Annotated in this window: 20 protein-coding genes; 3 read left to right on the top strand and 17 right to left on the bottom strand. The window is 40.1% G+C overall.

Annotation, left to right across the window (positions count from 1 at the left end; translation table 11 throughout):
• Positions 1-5 precede the first annotated feature (5 nt).
• The 10 genes from C5Z25_RS10860 to C5Z25_RS10815 all read right to left on the bottom strand — a co-directional run bounded on the left by C5Z25_RS10860 (position 6) and on the right by C5Z25_RS10815 (position 8,508).
• Positions 6-1,169 carry a CDP-glycerol glycerophosphotransferase family protein gene (locus tag C5Z25_RS10860; protein ID WP_158682940.1) on the bottom strand — a complete coding sequence of 388 codons (1,164 nt, stop codon included), beginning with the start codon at positions 1,167-1,169 and terminating at the stop codon, positions 6-8.
• 2 nt (positions 1,170-1,171) lie between these two features.
• Entirely contained in the window at positions 1,172-1,600 is a 429-nt protein-coding gene (locus C5Z25_RS10855; protein WP_105452603.1) for an FAD synthase family protein, read from the bottom strand.
• Between the two features lies 1 nt (position 1,601).
• Positions 1,602-2,108: a glycosyltransferase gene (locus tag C5Z25_RS10850; protein ID WP_105452602.1), complete on the bottom strand. Its 507-nt coding sequence runs from the start codon at positions 2,106-2,108 to the stop codon at positions 1,602-1,604.
• A gap of 8 nt (positions 2,109-2,116) precedes the next feature.
• Positions 2,117-2,566 carry a PssD/Cps14F family polysaccharide biosynthesis glycosyltransferase gene (gene pssD / locus C5Z25_RS10845; RefSeq protein WP_105452888.1) on the bottom strand — a complete coding sequence of 150 codons (450 nt, stop codon included), beginning with the start codon at positions 2,564-2,566 and terminating at the stop codon, positions 2,117-2,119.
• A gap of 218 nt (positions 2,567-2,784) precedes the next feature.
• Positions 2,785-4,020, bottom strand: a complete 1,236-nt coding sequence (locus tag C5Z25_RS10840) for an N-acetylmuramoyl-L-alanine amidase (RefSeq protein WP_105452601.1) — start codon at positions 4,018-4,020, stop codon at positions 2,785-2,787.
• A gap of 120 nt (positions 4,021-4,140) precedes the next feature.
• Positions 4,141-5,289 (bottom strand): hypothetical protein, encoded by a 1,149-nt coding sequence (locus C5Z25_RS10835; RefSeq protein ID WP_105452600.1) that lies wholly within the window; start codon positions 5,287-5,289, stop codon positions 4,141-4,143.
• A gap of 7 nt (positions 5,290-5,296) precedes the next feature.
• Positions 5,297-5,890 carry a P-loop NTPase family protein gene (locus C5Z25_RS10830; protein ID WP_105452599.1) on the bottom strand — a complete coding sequence of 198 codons (594 nt, stop codon included), beginning with the start codon at positions 5,888-5,890 and terminating at the stop codon, positions 5,297-5,299.
• A gap of 18 nt (positions 5,891-5,908) precedes the next feature.
• On the bottom strand, positions 5,909-6,568 hold the full coding sequence (locus tag C5Z25_RS10825; RefSeq protein WP_105452598.1) for a YveK family protein: 660 nt from the start codon (positions 6,566-6,568) through the stop codon (positions 5,909-5,911).
• 131 nt (positions 6,569-6,699) lie between these two features.
• Positions 6,700-7,416: a D/L-lactic acid transporter LarD gene (gene larD / locus C5Z25_RS10820; RefSeq protein ID WP_105452597.1), complete on the bottom strand. Its 717-nt coding sequence runs from the start codon at positions 7,414-7,416 to the stop codon at positions 6,700-6,702.
• A 165-nt stretch (positions 7,417-7,581) separates the two neighbouring features.
• The gene (locus C5Z25_RS10815) at positions 7,582-8,508 is read right to left on the bottom strand and encodes a YihY/virulence factor BrkB family protein (protein ID WP_105452596.1); all 927 of its coding nucleotides are present in this window, start codon (positions 8,506-8,508) and stop codon (positions 7,582-7,584) included.
• Between the two features lie 123 nt (positions 8,509-8,631).
• Here C5Z25_RS10815 and C5Z25_RS10810 point away from each other — a divergent pair, with 123 nt between their 5' ends.
• Positions 8,632-9,573 (top strand): glycosyltransferase family 2 protein, encoded by a 942-nt coding sequence (locus tag C5Z25_RS10810; protein ID WP_105452595.1) that lies wholly within the window; start codon positions 8,632-8,634, stop codon positions 9,571-9,573.
• 51 nt (positions 9,574-9,624) lie between these two features.
• Here the strand turns inward: C5Z25_RS10810 and wecB are convergent, their stop codons facing one another.
• The 3 genes from wecB to C5Z25_RS10795 all read right to left on the bottom strand — a co-directional run bounded on the left by wecB (position 9,625) and on the right by C5Z25_RS10795 (position 13,590).
• Positions 9,625-10,737, bottom strand: coding sequence for a non-hydrolyzing UDP-N-acetylglucosamine 2-epimerase (wecB, locus tag C5Z25_RS10805; protein ID WP_105452594.1), 1,113 nt, complete (start codon positions 10,735-10,737; stop codon positions 9,625-9,627).
• 122 nt (positions 10,738-10,859) lie between these two features.
• Positions 10,860-12,425: a serine hydrolase domain-containing protein gene (locus C5Z25_RS10800; RefSeq protein WP_158682939.1), complete on the bottom strand. Its 1,566-nt coding sequence runs from the start codon at positions 12,423-12,425 to the stop codon at positions 10,860-10,862.
• Between the two features lie 19 nt (positions 12,426-12,444).
• The gene (locus C5Z25_RS10795; RefSeq protein ID WP_234002741.1) at positions 12,445-13,590 is read right to left on the bottom strand and encodes a serine hydrolase domain-containing protein; all 1,146 of its coding nucleotides are present in this window, start codon (positions 13,588-13,590) and stop codon (positions 12,445-12,447) included.
• A 213-nt stretch (positions 13,591-13,803) separates the two neighbouring features.
• Here C5Z25_RS10795 and gdhA point away from each other — a divergent pair, with 213 nt between their 5' ends.
• A complete protein-coding gene (gene gdhA / locus C5Z25_RS10790; protein WP_199774909.1) occupies positions 13,804-15,159 on the top strand; it encodes an NADP-specific glutamate dehydrogenase in 1,356 nt (451 codons plus the stop codon).
• Positions 15,160-15,671: 512 nt separating this feature from the next.
• On the opposite strand, the gene C5Z25_RS10785 is transcribed toward gdhA, so the two are convergent.
• Complete coding sequence (locus C5Z25_RS10785) at positions 15,672-16,226, bottom strand: hypothetical protein (protein WP_105448098.1); 555 nt, start codon at positions 16,224-16,226, stop codon at positions 15,672-15,674.
• A 474-nt stretch (positions 16,227-16,700) separates the two neighbouring features.
• Positions 16,701-17,147 carry a hypothetical protein gene (locus tag C5Z25_RS10780; RefSeq protein ID WP_105452591.1) on the bottom strand — a complete coding sequence of 149 codons (447 nt, stop codon included), beginning with the start codon at positions 17,145-17,147 and terminating at the stop codon, positions 16,701-16,703.
• Between the two features lie 198 nt (positions 17,148-17,345).
• Between C5Z25_RS10780 and C5Z25_RS10775 the strand changes: the two genes are divergently transcribed.
• Positions 17,346-17,561, top strand: a complete 216-nt coding sequence (locus C5Z25_RS10775) for a hypothetical protein (RefSeq protein ID WP_105452590.1) — start codon at positions 17,346-17,348, stop codon at positions 17,559-17,561.
• Positions 17,562-17,660: 99 nt separating this feature from the next.
• Here C5Z25_RS10775 and C5Z25_RS10770 read toward each other — a convergent pair whose 3' ends face one another.
• Together C5Z25_RS10770 and C5Z25_RS12650 are read right to left on the bottom strand one after the other, a co-directional pair.
• The gene (locus C5Z25_RS10770) at positions 17,661-18,524 is read right to left on the bottom strand and encodes an alpha/beta hydrolase (protein ID WP_105452589.1); all 864 of its coding nucleotides are present in this window, start codon (positions 18,522-18,524) and stop codon (positions 17,661-17,663) included.
• On the bottom strand, positions 18,524-19,099 hold the full coding sequence (locus C5Z25_RS12650; RefSeq protein WP_234002740.1) for a PTS transporter subunit EIIC: 576 nt from the start codon (positions 19,097-19,099) through the stop codon (positions 18,524-18,526). Before C5Z25_RS12650 ends, C5Z25_RS10770 begins: the two co-directional genes overlap by 1 nt.
• Between the last annotated feature and the right edge of the window lie 9 nt (positions 19,100-19,108).

Here is a 19,108-nt window from a genome sequence, read left to right as displayed (position 1 = left end):
CTAAACTAAAGCTTGCTGACTCCCGAAAGTTTTAATGCTCTTTTAGCATTCATACCATCTTGATATTTATTAGCAATATTATTAATATTAACTCGATCCATTTCAAATTTGTCATCATCTTGTATAACCGATTCAATAAATGAATACAAATTTTCTTTTGTTTTCATTTTTGCACCTGGTCTGAATTTATCAGGATCATTCACGGCAAATCCACGATTGTTTTTGTAATCTTGTTTATCATCTTCGGTAAAACCAATTGGTCGATTTAATAATAAGTAATCATAAAAAACAGAGGAATAGTCAGTAATCAAGGCATCAGCTTGTTTTAGAACTTGATACAAGTCCCAACCATACTTACTAAAATCATCATTTGAATAAAGATTTAAATTCGTAAAACCACCTTTTATATTTGAGGTGTCTTGTAAAGGATGCAGCTTAGCAATGACTCTCACATTCCTTTGAGCTAACCATTGATCAAAGGACTTAAAATCATCAGTTGATAATAATGGTAAAATTAATTTGCTGTCTCCATTACTTTGTCCAAGTTTACTAGACTTTCTAAATGTGGGTAACCATAGTATAATACGCTCAAAATCTCCCAAATCATAGTGAGTATGCTTATAATCAGTCAATAATATATCTGTTCTTGGATGCCCACAAACTACAATATCATTTCTGTCTATCGCAAATTTTTTTTCAACAATAGGTATAAAATAATCTGAGCTTGCAAACACTTGCGTATAAAAACGATGCTTCTTATTACTCGTTTGTGTTTGATTTTTGGCAAACCCTTTAAACGACGTACCATGCCACATTTGTGTCACTTGCTGATTTTTTCGCGGTTCAATTGGAATACGTCCAAAACTATAAAAAACATGCCCACTCTTCCAGTAATCAAAAATACCAGTTACCCGATTTACAAATTTAACATTGTCTGGAGCTGTATCTTTATATTTTTGGTAATCATTTACTGCACAAACTATCTGATACTTATCATTGTATCCATTCTTAATCATGTAATCGTAAATTGATTTAGTGTTATCACGGAATCCCAAATCGGAATACAATAAAATCTTATGATCATTTTTAGGAATAATACTATTAATTCCAGTAAATAATCGAAATACTGTATTAATCAAGAAGTTTTTTAGAGCAACGTTTCGAATCAATTTCAACCCTCAATTCTGTTAGTTTCAACTTTTCGAAGCCCAGTAGAACAAACACCTTTTGTTCTCGGTAGATAGACGACATCAACATTATACTTTGCTAAGTCTTTTTCAGTCTGAAGCCATCGAGAATCGCCCTTCCAATCATCTCCAATAAAAATAGCATCGAAATCAACCTTTTTTAATTGTATTTCCTTATCCAAGGTTTCTGCAATGACAACATCATCCACTGCTTTAATATTTTGAACTATCAATGCTCGCTCCTCTTCAGGAATCACAGTCTTTTTATTCTTATAACTCTCAACTAATTTATCAGCGTTTACACCAACAACTAGTGTTTCACATTGATTTTTGGCATGATTAATTAGATTAAGGTGACCAACATGGAACATGTCAAAAACACCCTGTGTATATCCCCGTTTATATTTTTTCATTTTATCTCTGCTCCTCAAACATTTCTGCAACAAGTTTAGTTAACTTACGATTAAAAACATCATTATGATTATTTATTTTTCCAGTCTTCATTTGCGATATTTCTCTATAGTTAATAATCACATCGCCTAACTCTTCAATATCTTCAACTACGATTATATTTCCAATTCGTTGTTCAATCTCTCGTGCAAAGTCTAATTGATGATCATTCACATGCTCATGGTACTTAGCTAATCGTGGAACAACAATTGGAATTTTTCCGTATTGCAACGGCATCACAAAGCTTGATGGTCCCCCGTGTGTAATCACAATATCAGCATTCCTAACTAAGGTCTCCATTTTCTGATATGGATAAAATTTAGAACTAATACAACTTTTGGGTATATACGTACTGTATCCGGTTTGAATAGTAACATCTTCATTAATTGTTTTCGTCGTTTTTAACTCATCAATTTTTTTAATCAGTCTATTAAAGGGCTGTTCATGCGTACCCACAGTTACAAAAATCATATTATCTCCTAAAATATACTTCCAAAATTAATTGCTTTTGGATACACTTTTTTCATTTCTTCCCATTCTACAATGAACTTATCTGTAATCGGATAAACTAACCTCCCTGTAATCGTTGGTTTATCAATCCGATCAAAGACCTCAATATAAATCACTTTTGCACCAAATAATTTTCCAATATAAAAAAACGGCACCGCCACTGCCGCTCCGGACGAAATAATTAAGTCTGGGCGTTCTTTTCTTATGATTTTCCATGCGAGTATCGTATTTTTAATCAATGCTTTTATACTTCTATTGGTTGGAAAATAACATCCATATAGTTTTTCCCCTTTTAACTGGCTAATAGCATCAGCTTTTTTAAACGTTACCCAAAATCTATCTTTATCCTGCAAAAACGGTTTTAACATCGTCAAGTGTGTCAAATGACCACCGCTCGAACCAACCATACACACCTTCATTTTTTTCAAAGAAAAACCTCTCATTTCTATTTCTAATTATCAAATTAAAAGTTTAAACAAATTAATATTTTTTTAAATATAAAGATAATTAAAAAATAAATGTAACGGTTTAATTCTATCATAAACAAAGCAATGCATAAACTTAATTATTATACTGTTCGATAAAGATAATTGCATCCAAGATATACGCTACCTGCACCTATAATACGAGAACTATTTTAATGGCTAACAACATCAAGATATCTATCTCCAAAGATATTTTGATCTGTTAAATCGAAGTCACTCACAATGAACTTACTAGCAAAGTGTCCCGATATCACTTCATTTTTTGAAATGTTAATACTAGAAACTGTTTTTTTTGATGAATTTGAACCAATCAAGATATATTGTTTTTTAGCATCTACATTTTCAAAATAATTATTTGTAATATTCAACTGGGACATCTTATAACTATCTAGTGGGTTATTTAATCGTATATAACTCGTTGATCCTGATGCCAATTGATTAATGAAGTAATTAGACTTTATGACCAAATTAGAAACACCATTAAAATTTAACGTAGCCTCCTTAGTCCCATTCTGTGGCCTAGGGTCTATAACTGTATTATTAACAAACGTAACATTATGAATTACACCTGCAATTCCTTTGTCATAGGTATCATGTTGTCCAATAGGATTAGGTGCATAGAATTTAATTTTTCCTTTTTTTATAATTGGCAAGAATTTGCAATTCTGAACCTTTACATCATAAGATGGTAAGTTATCATATTTATCCCCTGGCAATTGGTACGACATAGCTACCAAATTTGAATAGTCAATTTGGATTGCTTCCTTGTACGCATACTTTTTACTGCTATTAAATCCAAAAAAATTAGAATTATTAACATTAATTCCGTGACTACCATCAATATCTAAATAATGTCCCATTGGATACTCTGCATTATAAAAAGTACACCCATTAAAAGTGACATTAGAAGCATGATTCATGCTCTGAACAATCCCACTTTGTTTATCCCCATTAGCTTCACCTTTAAATACAGCATTATTCCACACTACGTTCTTAATGCCACCATTGTATCCTTTAAATTTACTTGGATAGGAAAAGCTCAGAAAATTACCATTTTCAACTGAAAAAATTGCTCCTTTTTCAAAATTGAAAATTATATTTGAATGCAATCGAATCGCTCCACTCTTGAACAAGTAATTCCCTTTAGGAATATTTATTACGAGATTATCGTTTCTATTATCATCAATAATCTTTTGAAAAATTTTATTATTATTTTTATTCGAATTTGAATCTAATCCTTTAGATTCTGCGTTCACTACAGTATCTGCAGAAATACTTATTTCTAATACACTCGAAATAAAAGTAATAGTTAATAATATTTTAACCAATGCACTACAAATTTTTTTCAACTTCACTTTCTTGATCCCCCAGACATCTATGACTGCCATATAGAAGATTACCTCTATGGCATAAATAAAAACAAACAGAGCTAATCCGCAATCAACTCGAATTAACTCTGTCTAAATTCCAACTTAAATGTCATCAATCTTGATGTCTCGCTTTAAACATCATTTAACTAATCTATTTAATGAATACAACAATTCTGGTGCAGAAAGATTTTTATTAGGAAAATTTGTTCCTAAAATAGTCATACTATCATTACTTTCATTATACACTACATAAATTGCTTGATTAAATACTGTTGACGAATATTTAGTTACATTTTTGTATTTTTTTTGTTGAATTCCAGGAATTTTATTTTCAGATTCAATAAAAACATCTTGATATTTTTTTGAAAAATACTTATTGGTAATAATAGCCCGATATGTGACAGCAATATCTGTCAATGACATTCTCATATCATCAATACCAAATCGAATAGTTCCCAGACTGACCTCGTTCTTTTGCACTGGTAATCCAGAAGATCGAAAGTAACCATAACTATTTACATCATTCGCTTGTATATCATTTTGTCCACTAATCAACCTGGTATGCATTAATCCAAGCGAATTAACCATCATCTCATCTATAGCATCTGAATAAGATTTATTCAATGTTTTCGAAATAAGTACAGCTTTCAAAACATTGTTGGCAAGTAACGTATCTTTACTCTTTTTCTGGGTTAATTCTAAATCAGACATTGATGCATAATTTGAAGCCTTCAGTTTACTTATATTTTTTTTAGTAATATAAACCTTTGTCTTATTAAGTAACAGTGTATGAATTGTAAGCTCTCTAGGAACCCCAGGGCTTAAAATCTTATTATACACCTTAGTAGATAGCTTTAGTTTCCCATTATCAACCAATTTAAGTATTATCGCATTATTTAAAAACTCTTGATAATGCCCGGTTAAAAATTGACTGTCTTTCTTTAGGGTGGCCTTACTACTTACGTTGGCATAACCATTAGATCCCATAAACATAACATTATTTTGTTTAAGACCCAAATAGGACCCAAAAAATCTCCTGTTACTTATATTTGAATAAAGATTTTTCAACCGCTTCTTATCTTTCCCAGTTAGATTATTTACATGAGACTGGGTCTGACTTAAAACAGCAGTTTCAATATCAGAAGTTTGAATTTGAGCCGCATTCTTACTCTGCTCTTTATTGTAGTTCACATTCAGTTTTAATTCCGCACCAATCCCAAAAACTGCCACAATAATAAGAATAATAAGAATAACACCTATTCTTAATGGCTTCTTTTTACTATTCATACGGTCCCTAGCCCTTCTTTACTTCAACATAGCCAAACAACTTCGCATTATGTTTTCTAAGGGCCTTCAATATATTATAAACCACACGCTTCTGTGTATTACCTGAAGAAATTGTGAGAACAAAACCATCCGAAGTATTTATTAAACTGTCTAATGAATCAATTTGTTTAAAATTAGGTGTGTTAATCAACACACGATCATAATTTTCTGCTAAATATGAAATTAATGCATTAAATTTTGGATCAGCAATTAAATAATCAGTATCAGATTCAAGCAAACTGCCTGACGGAATAATATCAACACTTTGTCCTGAAATATTCTGAATTACTTTTGAGAAATCAGAGATTTGACTATCTAAAAAATTTGACAAACCAAATTCCGATCTAATTTTAAACGTATCTTTCATCCTGTCGCTATCAAAATCAGTATCTACAATAATTACCTTTTCGTTAGCATAAGCATACATAAGTCCCATATTAACCATTAAGGTTTGTTGAGCTATGTTATCACTAGTAGAAACAAAAGTTATGGTTTTTTTATCACCACTAATTCTGGATATACCGGCATTTATCTGTCTAATTGCTTGTTTTATGCTATTCATTAGCAGTACTCCTCCATATTAATGTTCGTTAGAACTAGTCATTTGTAATGTTCCTAATTTTTTCAATTGATAAACATCTTTAACATAATCTGCATCGGTTATGTTACCAACTAAAATTAATCGGTATAGGCTAAAACAAAAGCTTAGAACAACACCAATAATAAAACCAACAATTCCAACTTTAACAAGTTTGCCCCCCATATTTAAACTTTTTGCTTCAGAGGACTTCATAACAACTGAAATATTAGCTCCAGAGAAATATGCACCTACATTAGATGTAAATACACGCGATGCTTCTTCTGTTAAATACCTTGCATAAGTTGGATTATTCGCCGTTACACTAATCGTAAAAAAGGGAGAAGTAGTACTTTTTGCTGTAAAGTCCACACTATATTCTTTGCTATACGGTTTGTTTTTCCAAGAGCTTTGATCTATCTTCTTATCCAAGAGTTTTTTAAACTTATCAGATTCTGTAAACTGGTCATAAGATTGAACCAAATTATAATTATTGTCATTTTGTACTAGTGAACTGGTTGATGCATATTGTATACCTTGGATTTTCAGATATGAAAAAAGTCCGATTAACGCACAAAACACACCAAACAAAACTATTAAAGCTGTATATTTTTTTAAAAATCGAAAAATTAGGGCCTTATTTATTTCATATATTGAATTCATTTTTTCCTCCAAAAATCACCTTTTAAGTACAATAAGTCAGTCAACACAAACACACCTATACATAAAACCATGATTTAATTCTAACAGTGTTTTTACATAAAAAAAACAACAATATTAATTTTGTTGTTTACCTATCCAATTCCAAAGAATCCATGCATAAACAACGCCGCACAAGCAGCCCCAACGAATGGTGCAATCCCAGGGACGATAATCCCGTATTGCCAGTCGCTGTCAGCTTTGTTCTTAATTGGCAAGATAGCATGCGCAATCCGTGGTCCCATGTCTCGAGCTAAGTTCATGGCGAATCCGGTTGGCCCACCAAGGCCCATCCCAATTGCCCAAACTAACAACCCCACGCCGATCGGTACAATCCCCGGTGTCTTCACTTCAGAAATAGCTAAAATCCCAGAAATAAAAATAAAAGTATCAAAAAATTCAACGAAGAAGTTCCGTGGTAAGTTCCGAACGGCTGGTGCAGTTGAGAACAAGTTTCGAATTGTAATTGGTGAAATTTCACCAGCAGAAGCAGCAAAGTGATCCGCATACATGATCCAAACAATCACGGCACCGACAACCCCACCTAACACTTCAGCAACGGAATAAGGAATAAACATACTCCAAGGGATATTCCCTAAAAGACATTGGGCAAAGACCATGGCCGGGTTAATCGAGACATCCCCAAAGATAAAGAGCGCAATGGTAATCCCAAAACCCCAAGTGGTAATCGCAAAAATATGCCCAGAACCACGATACTTGGTCCCCTTTAAAACTTCACTACAATGGACCCCAACACCAAAAATAATCATCAAGGCGGTTCCCATGAACTCTGCCAGCAGTTGATGAATCACTATATTGTCCTCCTGTGGCGTTCGTGACGCCGTTTTATTTTGAATTAAGTACCGTTAACTAACTTTCTGAAAGTAACGCGTCTTTTTTCACACGAACACCATTATACACAAAAAACTAACCGTTTAATACGTGAAATTGATAAAATTGCCACTTTATACGCAAATTTAGCCCTTATTTGACTTGCGGACCCGCCCCAGTCGCCGCCAAATGCGCTTCATCATCCGTGGTGACTTCGCCTGAATCGTCTGTTCAAACCATTCCTGGACGGTGGCATTCACGACCCCACCAAACATCAGCAACATCCCAGAGAAGTTCAACCAAAACATTAAGACGATCAGACTGCCAATCGTCTGATACGACGTCACCCGTTGTGCGAAGAGCTCGACATATAACCGGAACCCTTGGGAGATCACAATCCAGCCAATCGTCGTGACTAACGACCCAATCCACACATAGCGGAGCTTCACGATGGCATTCGGGACAAAATAATACAGCAATAGGGCTAACACAAACATCCCCACAAAGGTAATTAAGTTTTTATTGGCTAGTAGGCTTGTCCACCACCCCGGAATAAAGGCTTCCGATGTATTTGTTAGCCGCAAGATAGCGTCCATGATCACCTGGCTGAGCGTAAAGAAGATTGCCAAGCCGACAATGAGCACTAATAGCCCCAAGGTCAGTAAGAAGGCCATCAGTCGCGTCACAATGGCCCCCTGTGTATCCTTAACCCCATACGCCTCATTCAAACTCCGCCGAACGGCTGCAATAATCTGTGACGCCGACCAAATTGTCACCACAATCCCAATTGACAAACTCCCGCTCCCACTAGAAGATAGGAAAGAAACTAAAATTGGTTTAAAGATTGAATAAATGTTGCTTGGGATAAACTCTTTAGCGTAGGCTAAAATCTGGCCGGTTTTTAAATCAAACCGAGCCACGATATTACCAACAATCAAAATAATCGGCGCAATTGACATTAACGCATAATAGGCTAAAATAATGGCATTGTTACTTACATTAGCTTGATTATATCTTCTCACAATTATTTCAATCCATTTAGCAGTTTTGGGGTAGCGTGTTTTAAGACTCATCTGATGTTCTCCATTAATTTAATTAGTATTTTCCATTATACAATGGATTGAAAATCGAAACAGCTTAAATACATTGTGGTAAGCTATTAAGTAGTCAAAAAGGGAGTTAGGAGCTTAATATTTATGAAAACTATGAGTTTAATTGTGCCCTGTTATAATGAAGAGCCCACAATTGAAATTTTCTTTAACACCGTTGAAAAGGTGATCAGTGCGCATCCGACTGAATTCGAAGCCATTCATCATGAATACCTATTCATTAACGATGGCTCAAGTGATGGGACCTTGAAAGAATTCCGTAAACTACAGGCTGCCCATCCGGATATCGTTCATTACATTTCATTTTCACGTAATTTCGGCAAAGAAGCTGGCTTAGCCGCTGGTTTACAAAACGCACATGGGGATTACGTCGCCGTTATGGATGTCGATTTACAAGACCCGCCTGAATTGTTACCTGAAATGTTAACCACGATTGAGACTGGCGACTACGATTGTGTTGGGACAATGCGAGAAGATCGCAAAGGTGAACCTGCCATTCGTTCCTTCTTCTCACGGTCATTTTACGCAGTCATTAATAAGATTTCAAAGGTTCAAATCATCCCGAACGCCCGGGATTACCGCTTAATGACCCGTCAAATGGTAGACGCTGTTCTTGAATTACCGGAATATAATCGTTTTTCGAAAGGGATTTTTAATTGGGTTGGCTTTCGCACGACCTATCTCAAATTTGAGAACGCCCCCCGATCCGCTGGTGAAACCCATTGGTCTTTCTGGCAGTTATTCAACTACTCGATTGAAGCCATTGTTGATTTCTCTGACGTCCCGCTAAAGATTGCCACATTCATTGGTGGCTTATTCGCCGCCATCTCCGTGGTTAGTATGATTGTAGTCATCATCCGGAAGATTCTCTTCGGCAACAGCGTTGGTGGTTGGGCTTCGATGGTTTCTATCTTACTCTTTACTGGTGGTATCCAACTCTTCTGTATGGGAATTATTGGAAATTACCTCGGCAAAATCTACTTGGAAACCAAGCATCGACCGCAATATATCGTACAAGAACAAAAATAAGTTAAATCAAAAAATGAGCTAGCGAAAGTTAATCGCTGGCCCATTTTTAGTTTAGTTAAAATGTTCGGCAATCGCCTTTAAGATATAGGTCGCCGCATGGCCGTCACCATACGGGTTCTTGGCCATCGCCATCCGATCATACTCATCTTGATCGTCTAACAACTGTGTCATCGCAGCTTCAACCCGGTCGCCATCGGTCCCCACTAACTTCAGCGTACCGGCATCAACCCCTTCTGGTCGCTCAGTCATGGTCCGCAAGACCAAAACAGGTTTATTGAGCGATGGCGCTTCTTCCTGCACGCCACCAGAATCCGTCATGATAAAGTAGCTCCGAGCCGCCATATTATGAAAGTCAACGACATCTAACGGCTCAATCAAGTGAATCCGGTTAGTCTGACCTAGTACCCGCTGCGCAATTGCTTGTACCACTGGGCTTAAATGCACTGGATACACGACTTCCACATCCGGATGACTTAAAACGACCCGCTTAATGGCTGCAAAGACGGCTTCCATTGGGGCGCCCTGATTCTCACGCCGATGCATGGTTAATAAAATCATGCGGTGTCCTGGCTGAATCAAGTTCAACGCGGCATGCTGATAATCCGCATTGACCGTTTGCTTTAGCGCATCAATCGCTGTATTCCCAGTAATCGTAATCTGTGCTGCTGGGTGATTTTCTTTGAGTAAATTGGCTTGACTCAGCGTGGTTGGGGCAAAATACATATCAGCCAACACATCCGTTAGCTGGCGATTCATCTCTTCCGGATAAGGCGAATACTTATCCCAAGTTCGTAGGCCTGCTTCCACATGACCCACTGGAATTTGATGATAAAAGGCACTAACACTGGCAGCAAAGGTGGTAGTCGTGTCGCCATGGACTAAAATAATATCGGGTTTAGCAGTCGCTAACACCTCATCTAATTTCGTCAACACCCGACTCGTAATCCCCGCCAAAGTTTGATTTGGGCGCATAATATTTAAATCATAATCCGGTTTAATCTTAAAAATGGTCAACACCTGGTCCAGCATTTCACGATGTTGCGCGGTCACTACCGTAATGGGCGTAAATTGCGCCGATTGCTGCAACTGTAGCACGATGGGGGCCATTTTAATGGCTTCCGGACGCGTCCCAAAAATAGTCATTACTTTAATTTTTTTAGTCATCCTTATGTTCACCTATATTCTCATGATAATTTTTGTCAAATTTATTAAACTAGTTACCGTTATGATACCGTTAAACGCAATAACTAGCCACCACAACTTAGGCGCTTAATAAATTCTAAACCTTAATCCGCCGCAATCAAGGTCGCAATTTGCTGAACTAGTTGCTGAGCCAACTGGTGGTTCGCTTGATTCATGAAAAAGACCACTGTCACCCCACCAGCTGCGGTCCGCTGATAAAAATTACTAATGTCATTATCGTAGCCCGAGGCATGTTGTCCGCCACCAGCCCCATAATACCAGCCCGCAGCGTAAGTTTTCGCCCGAATTCGCGTCAACTGCGTGCGCATGTGGGCTGATAACAAAGTCCCGTCGTTAAAAGCTGCTACAAAGCGGTAATAATCCATCACCGTAGTCCCAATATCGCCAGCCCCTAGTTCACTAGATAATAACGGCAATGAAATGCGATGCGCTGGCGTCGTGGCACGGGCCGTCGCCACATAGGGTAAGGCAATCTTTTGATGTGCAAACTGACTCCACGGTGCTGTTTGCGTCATTCCAGCTGGTTTTAAAATCCGTTGCTGTAAATTTTCTGCATATGTTTTTTTCGTCACTTGCCGAATGACCCCTGCCAATAACGTATAGTTAGCACTACAATACTGCCAACGATGCTGGTTGGTGGACGTTAAATGCTTCAACGCCCATTGGACAGCCGCCACTTCTGATAAGGGCCGAGCTGGTGCCACCTCGTTCATCACAATGCCTGAGGTATGGTCCAACAACTGTTGTATCGTGATCTGCTTCGCATACGGTACCTGCGGGTAAAATTTTGCCAACGTCGTGGTCAATGTTAACTGATGGCTTTGAATCAACTGACCAATCATGACGCCCGTCATTGCTTTTTGCAACGACGCAATCGGATAAATGGTCGTTGGCTTATCCAAGGTCGCCGTTGGTCGGCCAGTCGTGCCATAATCACGGACAGTCGGAATCGTTTGACCTTTTTTAGCGACTAACAATGTGCCTTGAATTGGTTGGGTTGCAATTAGCTGGTCAATTCGCCGCCAAGTCTTGGCCTTAATCGGCGTCACCGCAGCCGCTTGATAGACGAAAGGTTGGGCCGCTACCCAACCATATGGATGCTGATTGACTTGTAGTAAATAATATTGGCCAACACTCGTCTGCGTCGTGCCAATCACCTGAACTGCTGGCTCAGTTAGCTTCTTCGCAGCTACGCGCTGTGTCACCGCAGTTTTAGTCGTGCCCGGCGGTCCAGCTAAAGTAACGGTAACCGGCCGGTCTGGTTGGATTAAGGCCAAATGACCGTTACGCTTTTGTGTGCCCCAGCGCTTTAAATAACCTGCAACTAACGCTGGTTGGACTGGTTGTAGATCCGATTGCTTGACCCATCCGCGCGGCTGACCCGTTAACGCTTTTAAATAACGGTAGGTGGTGTGCCGACTGCTGACCGGGAGCGTGCCACGATATAGTTGACCTGGTCGTACCAAGCGTGATTGTGACCGCTTGGCTGACGATTTTGCTAACGTGGCCCGAACTTGAACCCGCGCTGACTTGACTTTAAAGTACGCCGCTACGTCGCGTGTCTCAGTCGCAACTAGGCCCCCCAATTGTAGGCCGATTAAACCGCTCACAATCACTAACCCCACCTGTCTCAGTCGACGCAACCACATCTTAACATCCCCCATTTTACTAGTGCTTAAACCGTTCAGCTCGGTTTAAAATCGCTTGAATCTCATAACCAACGGCATTATCTCGTTTAAAATTCCCTTGATTATCGAATAAGACGACTCCCACTTGGCCATTCGTCGTCCCCATATAGTAGGTGTGAAAACCATTGTCACTCCCACCAATGCGGACTCTGTCTTGACCTAAATAATAGACCCCTGCCGCATAAGTCAACTGCTTATTTGCCGTTAACATGTTAAGCCCCGTCTGACCGACTAATCGGCCCGAAAGTAACGCCTGCATAAACCGATAATAATCGCCCACACTAGCATATAAGCTCCCACAACCCAATTCACTAGACTGTAAAGGCTTCGACAAAAATACCCGCTGTAACCCCAGATTAGTCAGCCGATAACCAACTGGATTGGTGACATTAGCTGGAACCTCATTGTAGGCGTATGTGTGTCGCATTCCCAATGGCTTTAACACCTTTGCCTGTAAATTAGCTTGATAGGAACGACCGGTTACTTGGCGAATAACGCCAGCTAACAACGTAAAATTCGCATTAGAATACGCATAAGTATGATGATTTGTTGACTTCAAATGGGTCAATGTATAATTAAGTTGTGCTGGTTCCGTTGGCAGCAACTTTGGCGGCGTGGTCTCCTTCATTCGGATACCAGATGTATGATCCAATAACTCACGAATTGTAATCTGATTGGCATAGGGCACCTGCGGCAAATACATACTGAGTGGCGTGGTCATTGACAGGCGTTTTTCATTGATTAACTGTTGAATCATGGCACCCGTCACGGCTTTTTGTAATGAAGCCAACGGATAGGCTTCATTAGCCGTATTTGGTTCAAGTGGCGCCACGTTGGCAGCGCCAAACGACTTAATCTGAACACCGGTCGGTCCATTGTTCGTCACTAGTAACGTTCCCATAATTCGTCGCCGCTTAACCAAGGCCGTAATTTGAGTCATCGCCTGGGCTTGCGTCAATTGCCGCGTGGATGCCATATCAGCCATCGCTGTCTTTTTGACCACCGGTTTAGGCGTCGTTACCGAATTAACCTGCGTCGTCCGAATACCGTGAAATGCCAGCCCCATCAGGCCAAACACGACTACGCTACCGACTACTATTTCCATGGTCAACCGCCATCGCTTCATAATTACTATAATCCCCCAATTCTTATTGTCGTAAGGATACGGCTCCTGCCGTCAGAATGCACGCAAACATTCTTTTGTGTTAAGCGACCGAACCATTTTTCGTTTTGACGGGTATAATCACCAAAATTCCGATGCAAATTAGCTGATTTAACTCGTGCAATTTCCGAACAAAACCAGTAAAATATGAATGATAGTTAACTTATGTATGGAAGGATGATTATATTGAGTAAAGCAACCGATTATTTACAACATGTTTATACTGTGATTGAGCACCGTGATCCGAACCAAGCTGAATTTTTAGAAGCCGTCCATGACTTCTTTCAAACGATGACGCCGGTCTTCGAGCAACATCCAGAATACATTGATGCCAACATTCTGGAACGATTAACCGAACCAGAACGGGTTATTCAGTTCCGGGTGCCTTGGTTAGATGATGCCGGTCACGCTCAGGTCAACCGGGGCTTTCGGGTCCAATTCAACTCAGCCATTGGTCCTTATAAAGGTGGCTTACGACTCCACCCTTCCGTCAACCTAAGTATCGTTAAGTTCTTAGGCTTCGAACAAATTTTTAAAAATGCCCTAACCGGCCTCCCAATTGGTGGTGGCAAAGGCGGGTCTGACTTTGATCCTAAGGGGAAATCTGATCATGAAATCATGCGTTTTTGTCAAAGTTTCATGACAGAATTGAGCAAATATATCGGGCTAGATACGGACGTTCCCGCTGGTGATATCGGTGTTGGTGGCCGTGAAATCGGTTATCTCTACGGCCAATACAAGCGGTTGCGTGGTGCCGACCGAGGCGTCTTAACCGGTAAAGGCTTAACTTATGGCGGTTCTTTAGCTCGCACCGAAGCCACCGGTTATGGCTTGGCCTACTATACCGATGAAATGCTCAAAGCCAACCACCTCAGTTTTACGAATCAACGGGTCGCCATTTCAGGTGCCGGTAATGTGGCGATTTATGCCATTCAAAAAGTTACTGAACTAGGTGGCAAAGTACTCACCTGTTCTGATTCCAACGGGTATGTTGTGGATGAAAACGGGATTGACTTTGAAATCGTTAAACAGATTAAAGAAGTCGATCGTGATCGGATTAAAGCTTATGCTGACCAAGTCCCAAGTGCGACCTATCATGAAGGTTCCGTTTGGACTGCCAAGCTCGCTTATGACATTGCCTTACCTTGCGCAACGCAAAATGAAATTGATGCTGACAATGCAGCGACCATTATCGCTAACGGGGCTAAAGCCGTCGCTGAAGGTGCCAATATGCCTAGTACCCCCGCAGCGATTGCGGCCTACCAAACAGCTGATGTCTTATATGGTCCCGCTAAAGCAGCCAATGCTGGTGGCGTCGCCGTCTCTGCTTTGGAAATGAGCCAAAACAGTATGCGCTTAAGCTGGTCTTTTGAAGAAGTCGATAACCGCCTAAAGACAATTATGCAGACTATCTTTGCTCAGTCCGTCACCGCTGCCGATGAATATGCCGTTAGTGGCGATTATTTAAGTGGTGCGAATATTGCCGGCTTCACAAAAGTTGCCGAGGCCATGCTTGCCCAAGGGCTGGTTTAAAAGCGCCTAATTCAACTCAAATCTAAAACCCCCGTGCCAAGTAGCCGTTACTAGCGGCTACTTGGCACGGGGGTTATTTGTTTAGACGACTGATAGCTGTTGGAACCAACATCATTAACCACATTTACATGCCAAATAGACAATTATCATAGAGCCATGTTTTAATCATCGTTAGGTCATTAGTCCGATAATACGTCGCCAATTGCCAACCATACCAATGCATTTTATTTTCAGGGATGGATAAAAATCCAGCTTTCGCTTGGACTAATAACTATTGATAACCACGCTTCAAATTTAAAGCTGTGGCAACGTTGTTGGCAAGTTTTCAAATTTTCCGGTTAACATGCCGCAATACACACCTTCCTATTTTACTAATTGCCATTATTATATCATCTTTCGCAACCAACTTTTAAACGCCAATGCATCAAAAAAGAATCCCCTAGTTATGCGAGGCCTGATCACATGGCCTAAGCTAACTAGTGCGATTCTTATTTTAAGCTAATCGTCATTTATTAATCCGGATAGCCGGTATGTTTCGCTAACTGGGCATAGGTTTCATGGAGTGTCTTAGCAGCGACTTGCCACCCAACCTTCAATAATGGGATTAAACGTAAGGGGTCTTCAACCGGAATGCTGTGCGCATGGGCGAACTTAAAAATAGCTGGTAAAACTTCCATATCTGAATTTGCAAAATAATAGTTTCCCGCATCCGTCACAACAAAAATGGTTGCGCGAAAAGCATGCCGCGGATCAAGTCCCTGAGTGACATGCCAGCGAATAGCCCCCACTTGAATGAGTTTAATATCGGTTAACGCCATTTCACCCAAATTACGGCGCTCTGGCGACCATAAAATCACTTTCGTCGGTGTCAATTCAACCATCGCATAGTGCTCGCTCCGGGTCCCCGATAGTCGACGTAACCAGTTTTTTTCCGGTACCGGCTGTGGATATTCAGTGCCTTGAATTTCAAAGTGAAACGGCACAATGCATTGTTTGGCTCGGTCAATCGCACGATAATGACCAGCAATCTGATGATTTGTAAAAATTGATGCCATTGGTTTAAACATGATCGTCACTCCTCTCACCGTTAGTATACGCTTTCATTACGGATTTTACAGCTTTTTAATCGCCTTAATTTAACCCCCAAGATAATCAAAAATGGCTACTGAATTACCAAGTTGTAATTCAATCGCCATTGACCCTGCGGACACCCGGGGTTCTCATCCTATGTGCGCATCGTGCTTTTAAAAGTATGTGTGCTGACGAATTAACGCTCGTTAAACCGCCACCCCCAACTTTGACAACCAAGGGTGCCGTCAGTCCGTAGATAATTGCAAGCTACCGCTAACAATGCCTTTTGACCTAATCCCAACCAGCTAATGCTATTGGGGTCAATTCCCATTATATCACGATTGTTAACGATTGCACAAACGGTTTTGTAACTTCGTTTTTTCACTTAACAAAGCTATTAGCCCAATAAAAATAACGTTTGAGACTCACCCAAACGTCATTTCTAAGACTCAAAATTTATTAGCCAAAACTTAGGCTGGTTTAGGTGCATTTTCCTGACTGTCATCAAAATCTGCTGGCATCACCGCAAAATTGCTAGCTTCGGTTGAGAACAAGGCGGCATAGGCCCGTACTTTAGCTGACAAAGCTGGAATGATCGCACCGTTTAAGTTATCTAGCATCCCTTTTTCATCATCTTCTAACGGCTTGTTATTAGATTGCCGTTCAATCATGCTGACCATTTCACCACTTAAACGCACAATAGCAAAGACCGTTGCCGATAAATCGTACATTTCTTCTTTATAGGTCACGTCCAATTGGGCTTGTACGACGTCATCCCCAAAAGTCTTTTTGACATCCGGATTAGCTGGTGTGTAACTAAATTGCCCTTGGCCAGGTTCATCTTTTGTTTCATCACGATCATAAATAATTTGAAAATGTAAATCTTGAATCGCTGAGTTTAAAATTTCAATATTCATTTAAGTAAACCCCTTTTTTATAATATCTTCACCATAAAGGAAATGTGACTAAAATACAATCACATTTCATCGGTTTTCGTTAATTCTTTGTTAACAGGCCGTAAAAAGATTGTAAACGCCATCATTATCCCCTGAGATTGACGGCAATGACAATTACTTATAAACTAATGAAGCAGTTTAGTTAGGGGGAAACGAATTTTGAAAACACGACGACTCATTACGCTGGTACTCATTATGGGGATTGGCGGCAGTCTGGCTTTCGCACCAGCGACCACGATTGATGCCGCTCGACGGCCTGCACCACGGACCTTGATGCGTTTACGTTTAAAACTCAAACGGCCAGCCAAACATCGGTCAACCACTAAGAAAAAGATTGGGACAAAGCACCACGTTCCTGTCCATCACCGTCGTTAACTAATAAAGTGACTCAAACAAAAAAATTGCGACAGGAATTTTGTGAATTCTTGTCGCAATTTTTTGTTATCGCGGCTGCCAAAAGTTAGTTTGTAACCATTACTGCTTCATTTGTTGGGCATTTTGCCGCCGAATTTTATCTGAGACATTTTCATCAAGCAGATATTGCCGAATCAACGCCACAATCTGCTTATTTTGTGGCAGATCAGAATGCACGGCGTTAGCACCCGTAACGGTCACTTCAGTAAAGTGTTTCACTTGGTCTTGAAAGATATACTTGCCATAATTCACACTATTGTATGGGACCGTCCCATCACTCGTGTAATTTTCGGTTCCCGCTATTGAATAAACCGTTAAAGCTTTCGGCAATCCTTCGCGATACCGGTACAATTCTTTAAACATCCCGGTCTTTGCCGTGGTACTCGTGGATTCCATATTATATGGCGTCCCAATCGTCATTAAACGATCAATTCTAACTTGCGGTGATTGCTTTAGATAACGCGCTAAAAACAGCGTCCAGATTAGGCCCCCGTTGGAATGTCCCAATGCCCGAAAATGATTAAAGCCGTACGTTTTGACTAATGCTTTAAACGCCGTATTCAACCAAACCGCCTGCTTATCAATATTAGTCTGCCCGTCTTTATTATTTTCAAAGCTAATCACAATAAAGGGGGCCGTATCACGCCGACTCAAATTACCACGATACTGAATCGTGCCATCCATCTTAACCGTTAACTTCAGTACACTGTGCTTTTGCGGTATCTTTTTACCCAATTCCGTAATCAGGGTATCAAAACGATTTTGCGTCGCACTGGAACCCGGAATCATGATGACTGGTGCCATCCGTGTTCGACCCGCATTCTTCAACGTTTTAATATCAGCTTTTGACCAGTTATAGGCTGGCCAACTGATTCCCACCAAAATAATGACCCCTAATAACCAACGCCACCAATTATGCTTCATTAGCTAGCGCCTCCTTTAACTGCCTGATTGTCTAACCAAATGAACGGTAAATAAATAGCCGTGGCAACTACGAGATTCACCACACTCACAAGCAAGGCGTGCCAATCGCCCCCGGTACCCAACCACCCCATCAAGAATCCCGGTGTGGTGCGGTGAAGTGGATAAACCACTGGTGGCATCCATTGTAACTTCAATGCAATCCATGTTATAAGGGTCGTCACTAAGGGCGCCACTAAAAATGGAATCGCTAAAATTGGTCGCAAAATTAAAGGTAACCCGAATAATAAAGGCTGATTGAAGTTAAACATGCTGGGTAACCAACTGGCTTTAGCCACTTGGCGATACCGTCGATGCTGCGATTGCCAAAGAATAGCGATAATTAACGCCAACGTCATGCCCGGACCGCCAACATTAGCAAAACTATCAAAAATCGTGTGCACCGTAATTGGATTGGGGGCGCCCCATGCCGACCCATGCTGTAATGCATATTCTAAATTCTGAATCGTACTAACGGAACTATTCCCACTAAAATCAAGGGGCCCTACTAACCCGAGTAGCCAATAGGAATTGCTCAAAAATGTGAC

Origin of the sequence: Lactobacillus sp. CBA3605 (assembly GCF_002970915.1) — a bacterium.
Lineage (GTDB): Bacteria > Bacillota > Bacilli > Lactobacillales > Lactobacillaceae > Lactiplantibacillus.
Note: the sequence above shows the minus strand (reverse complement) of the source record. Positions and strands in the feature narration are given on the sequence as shown.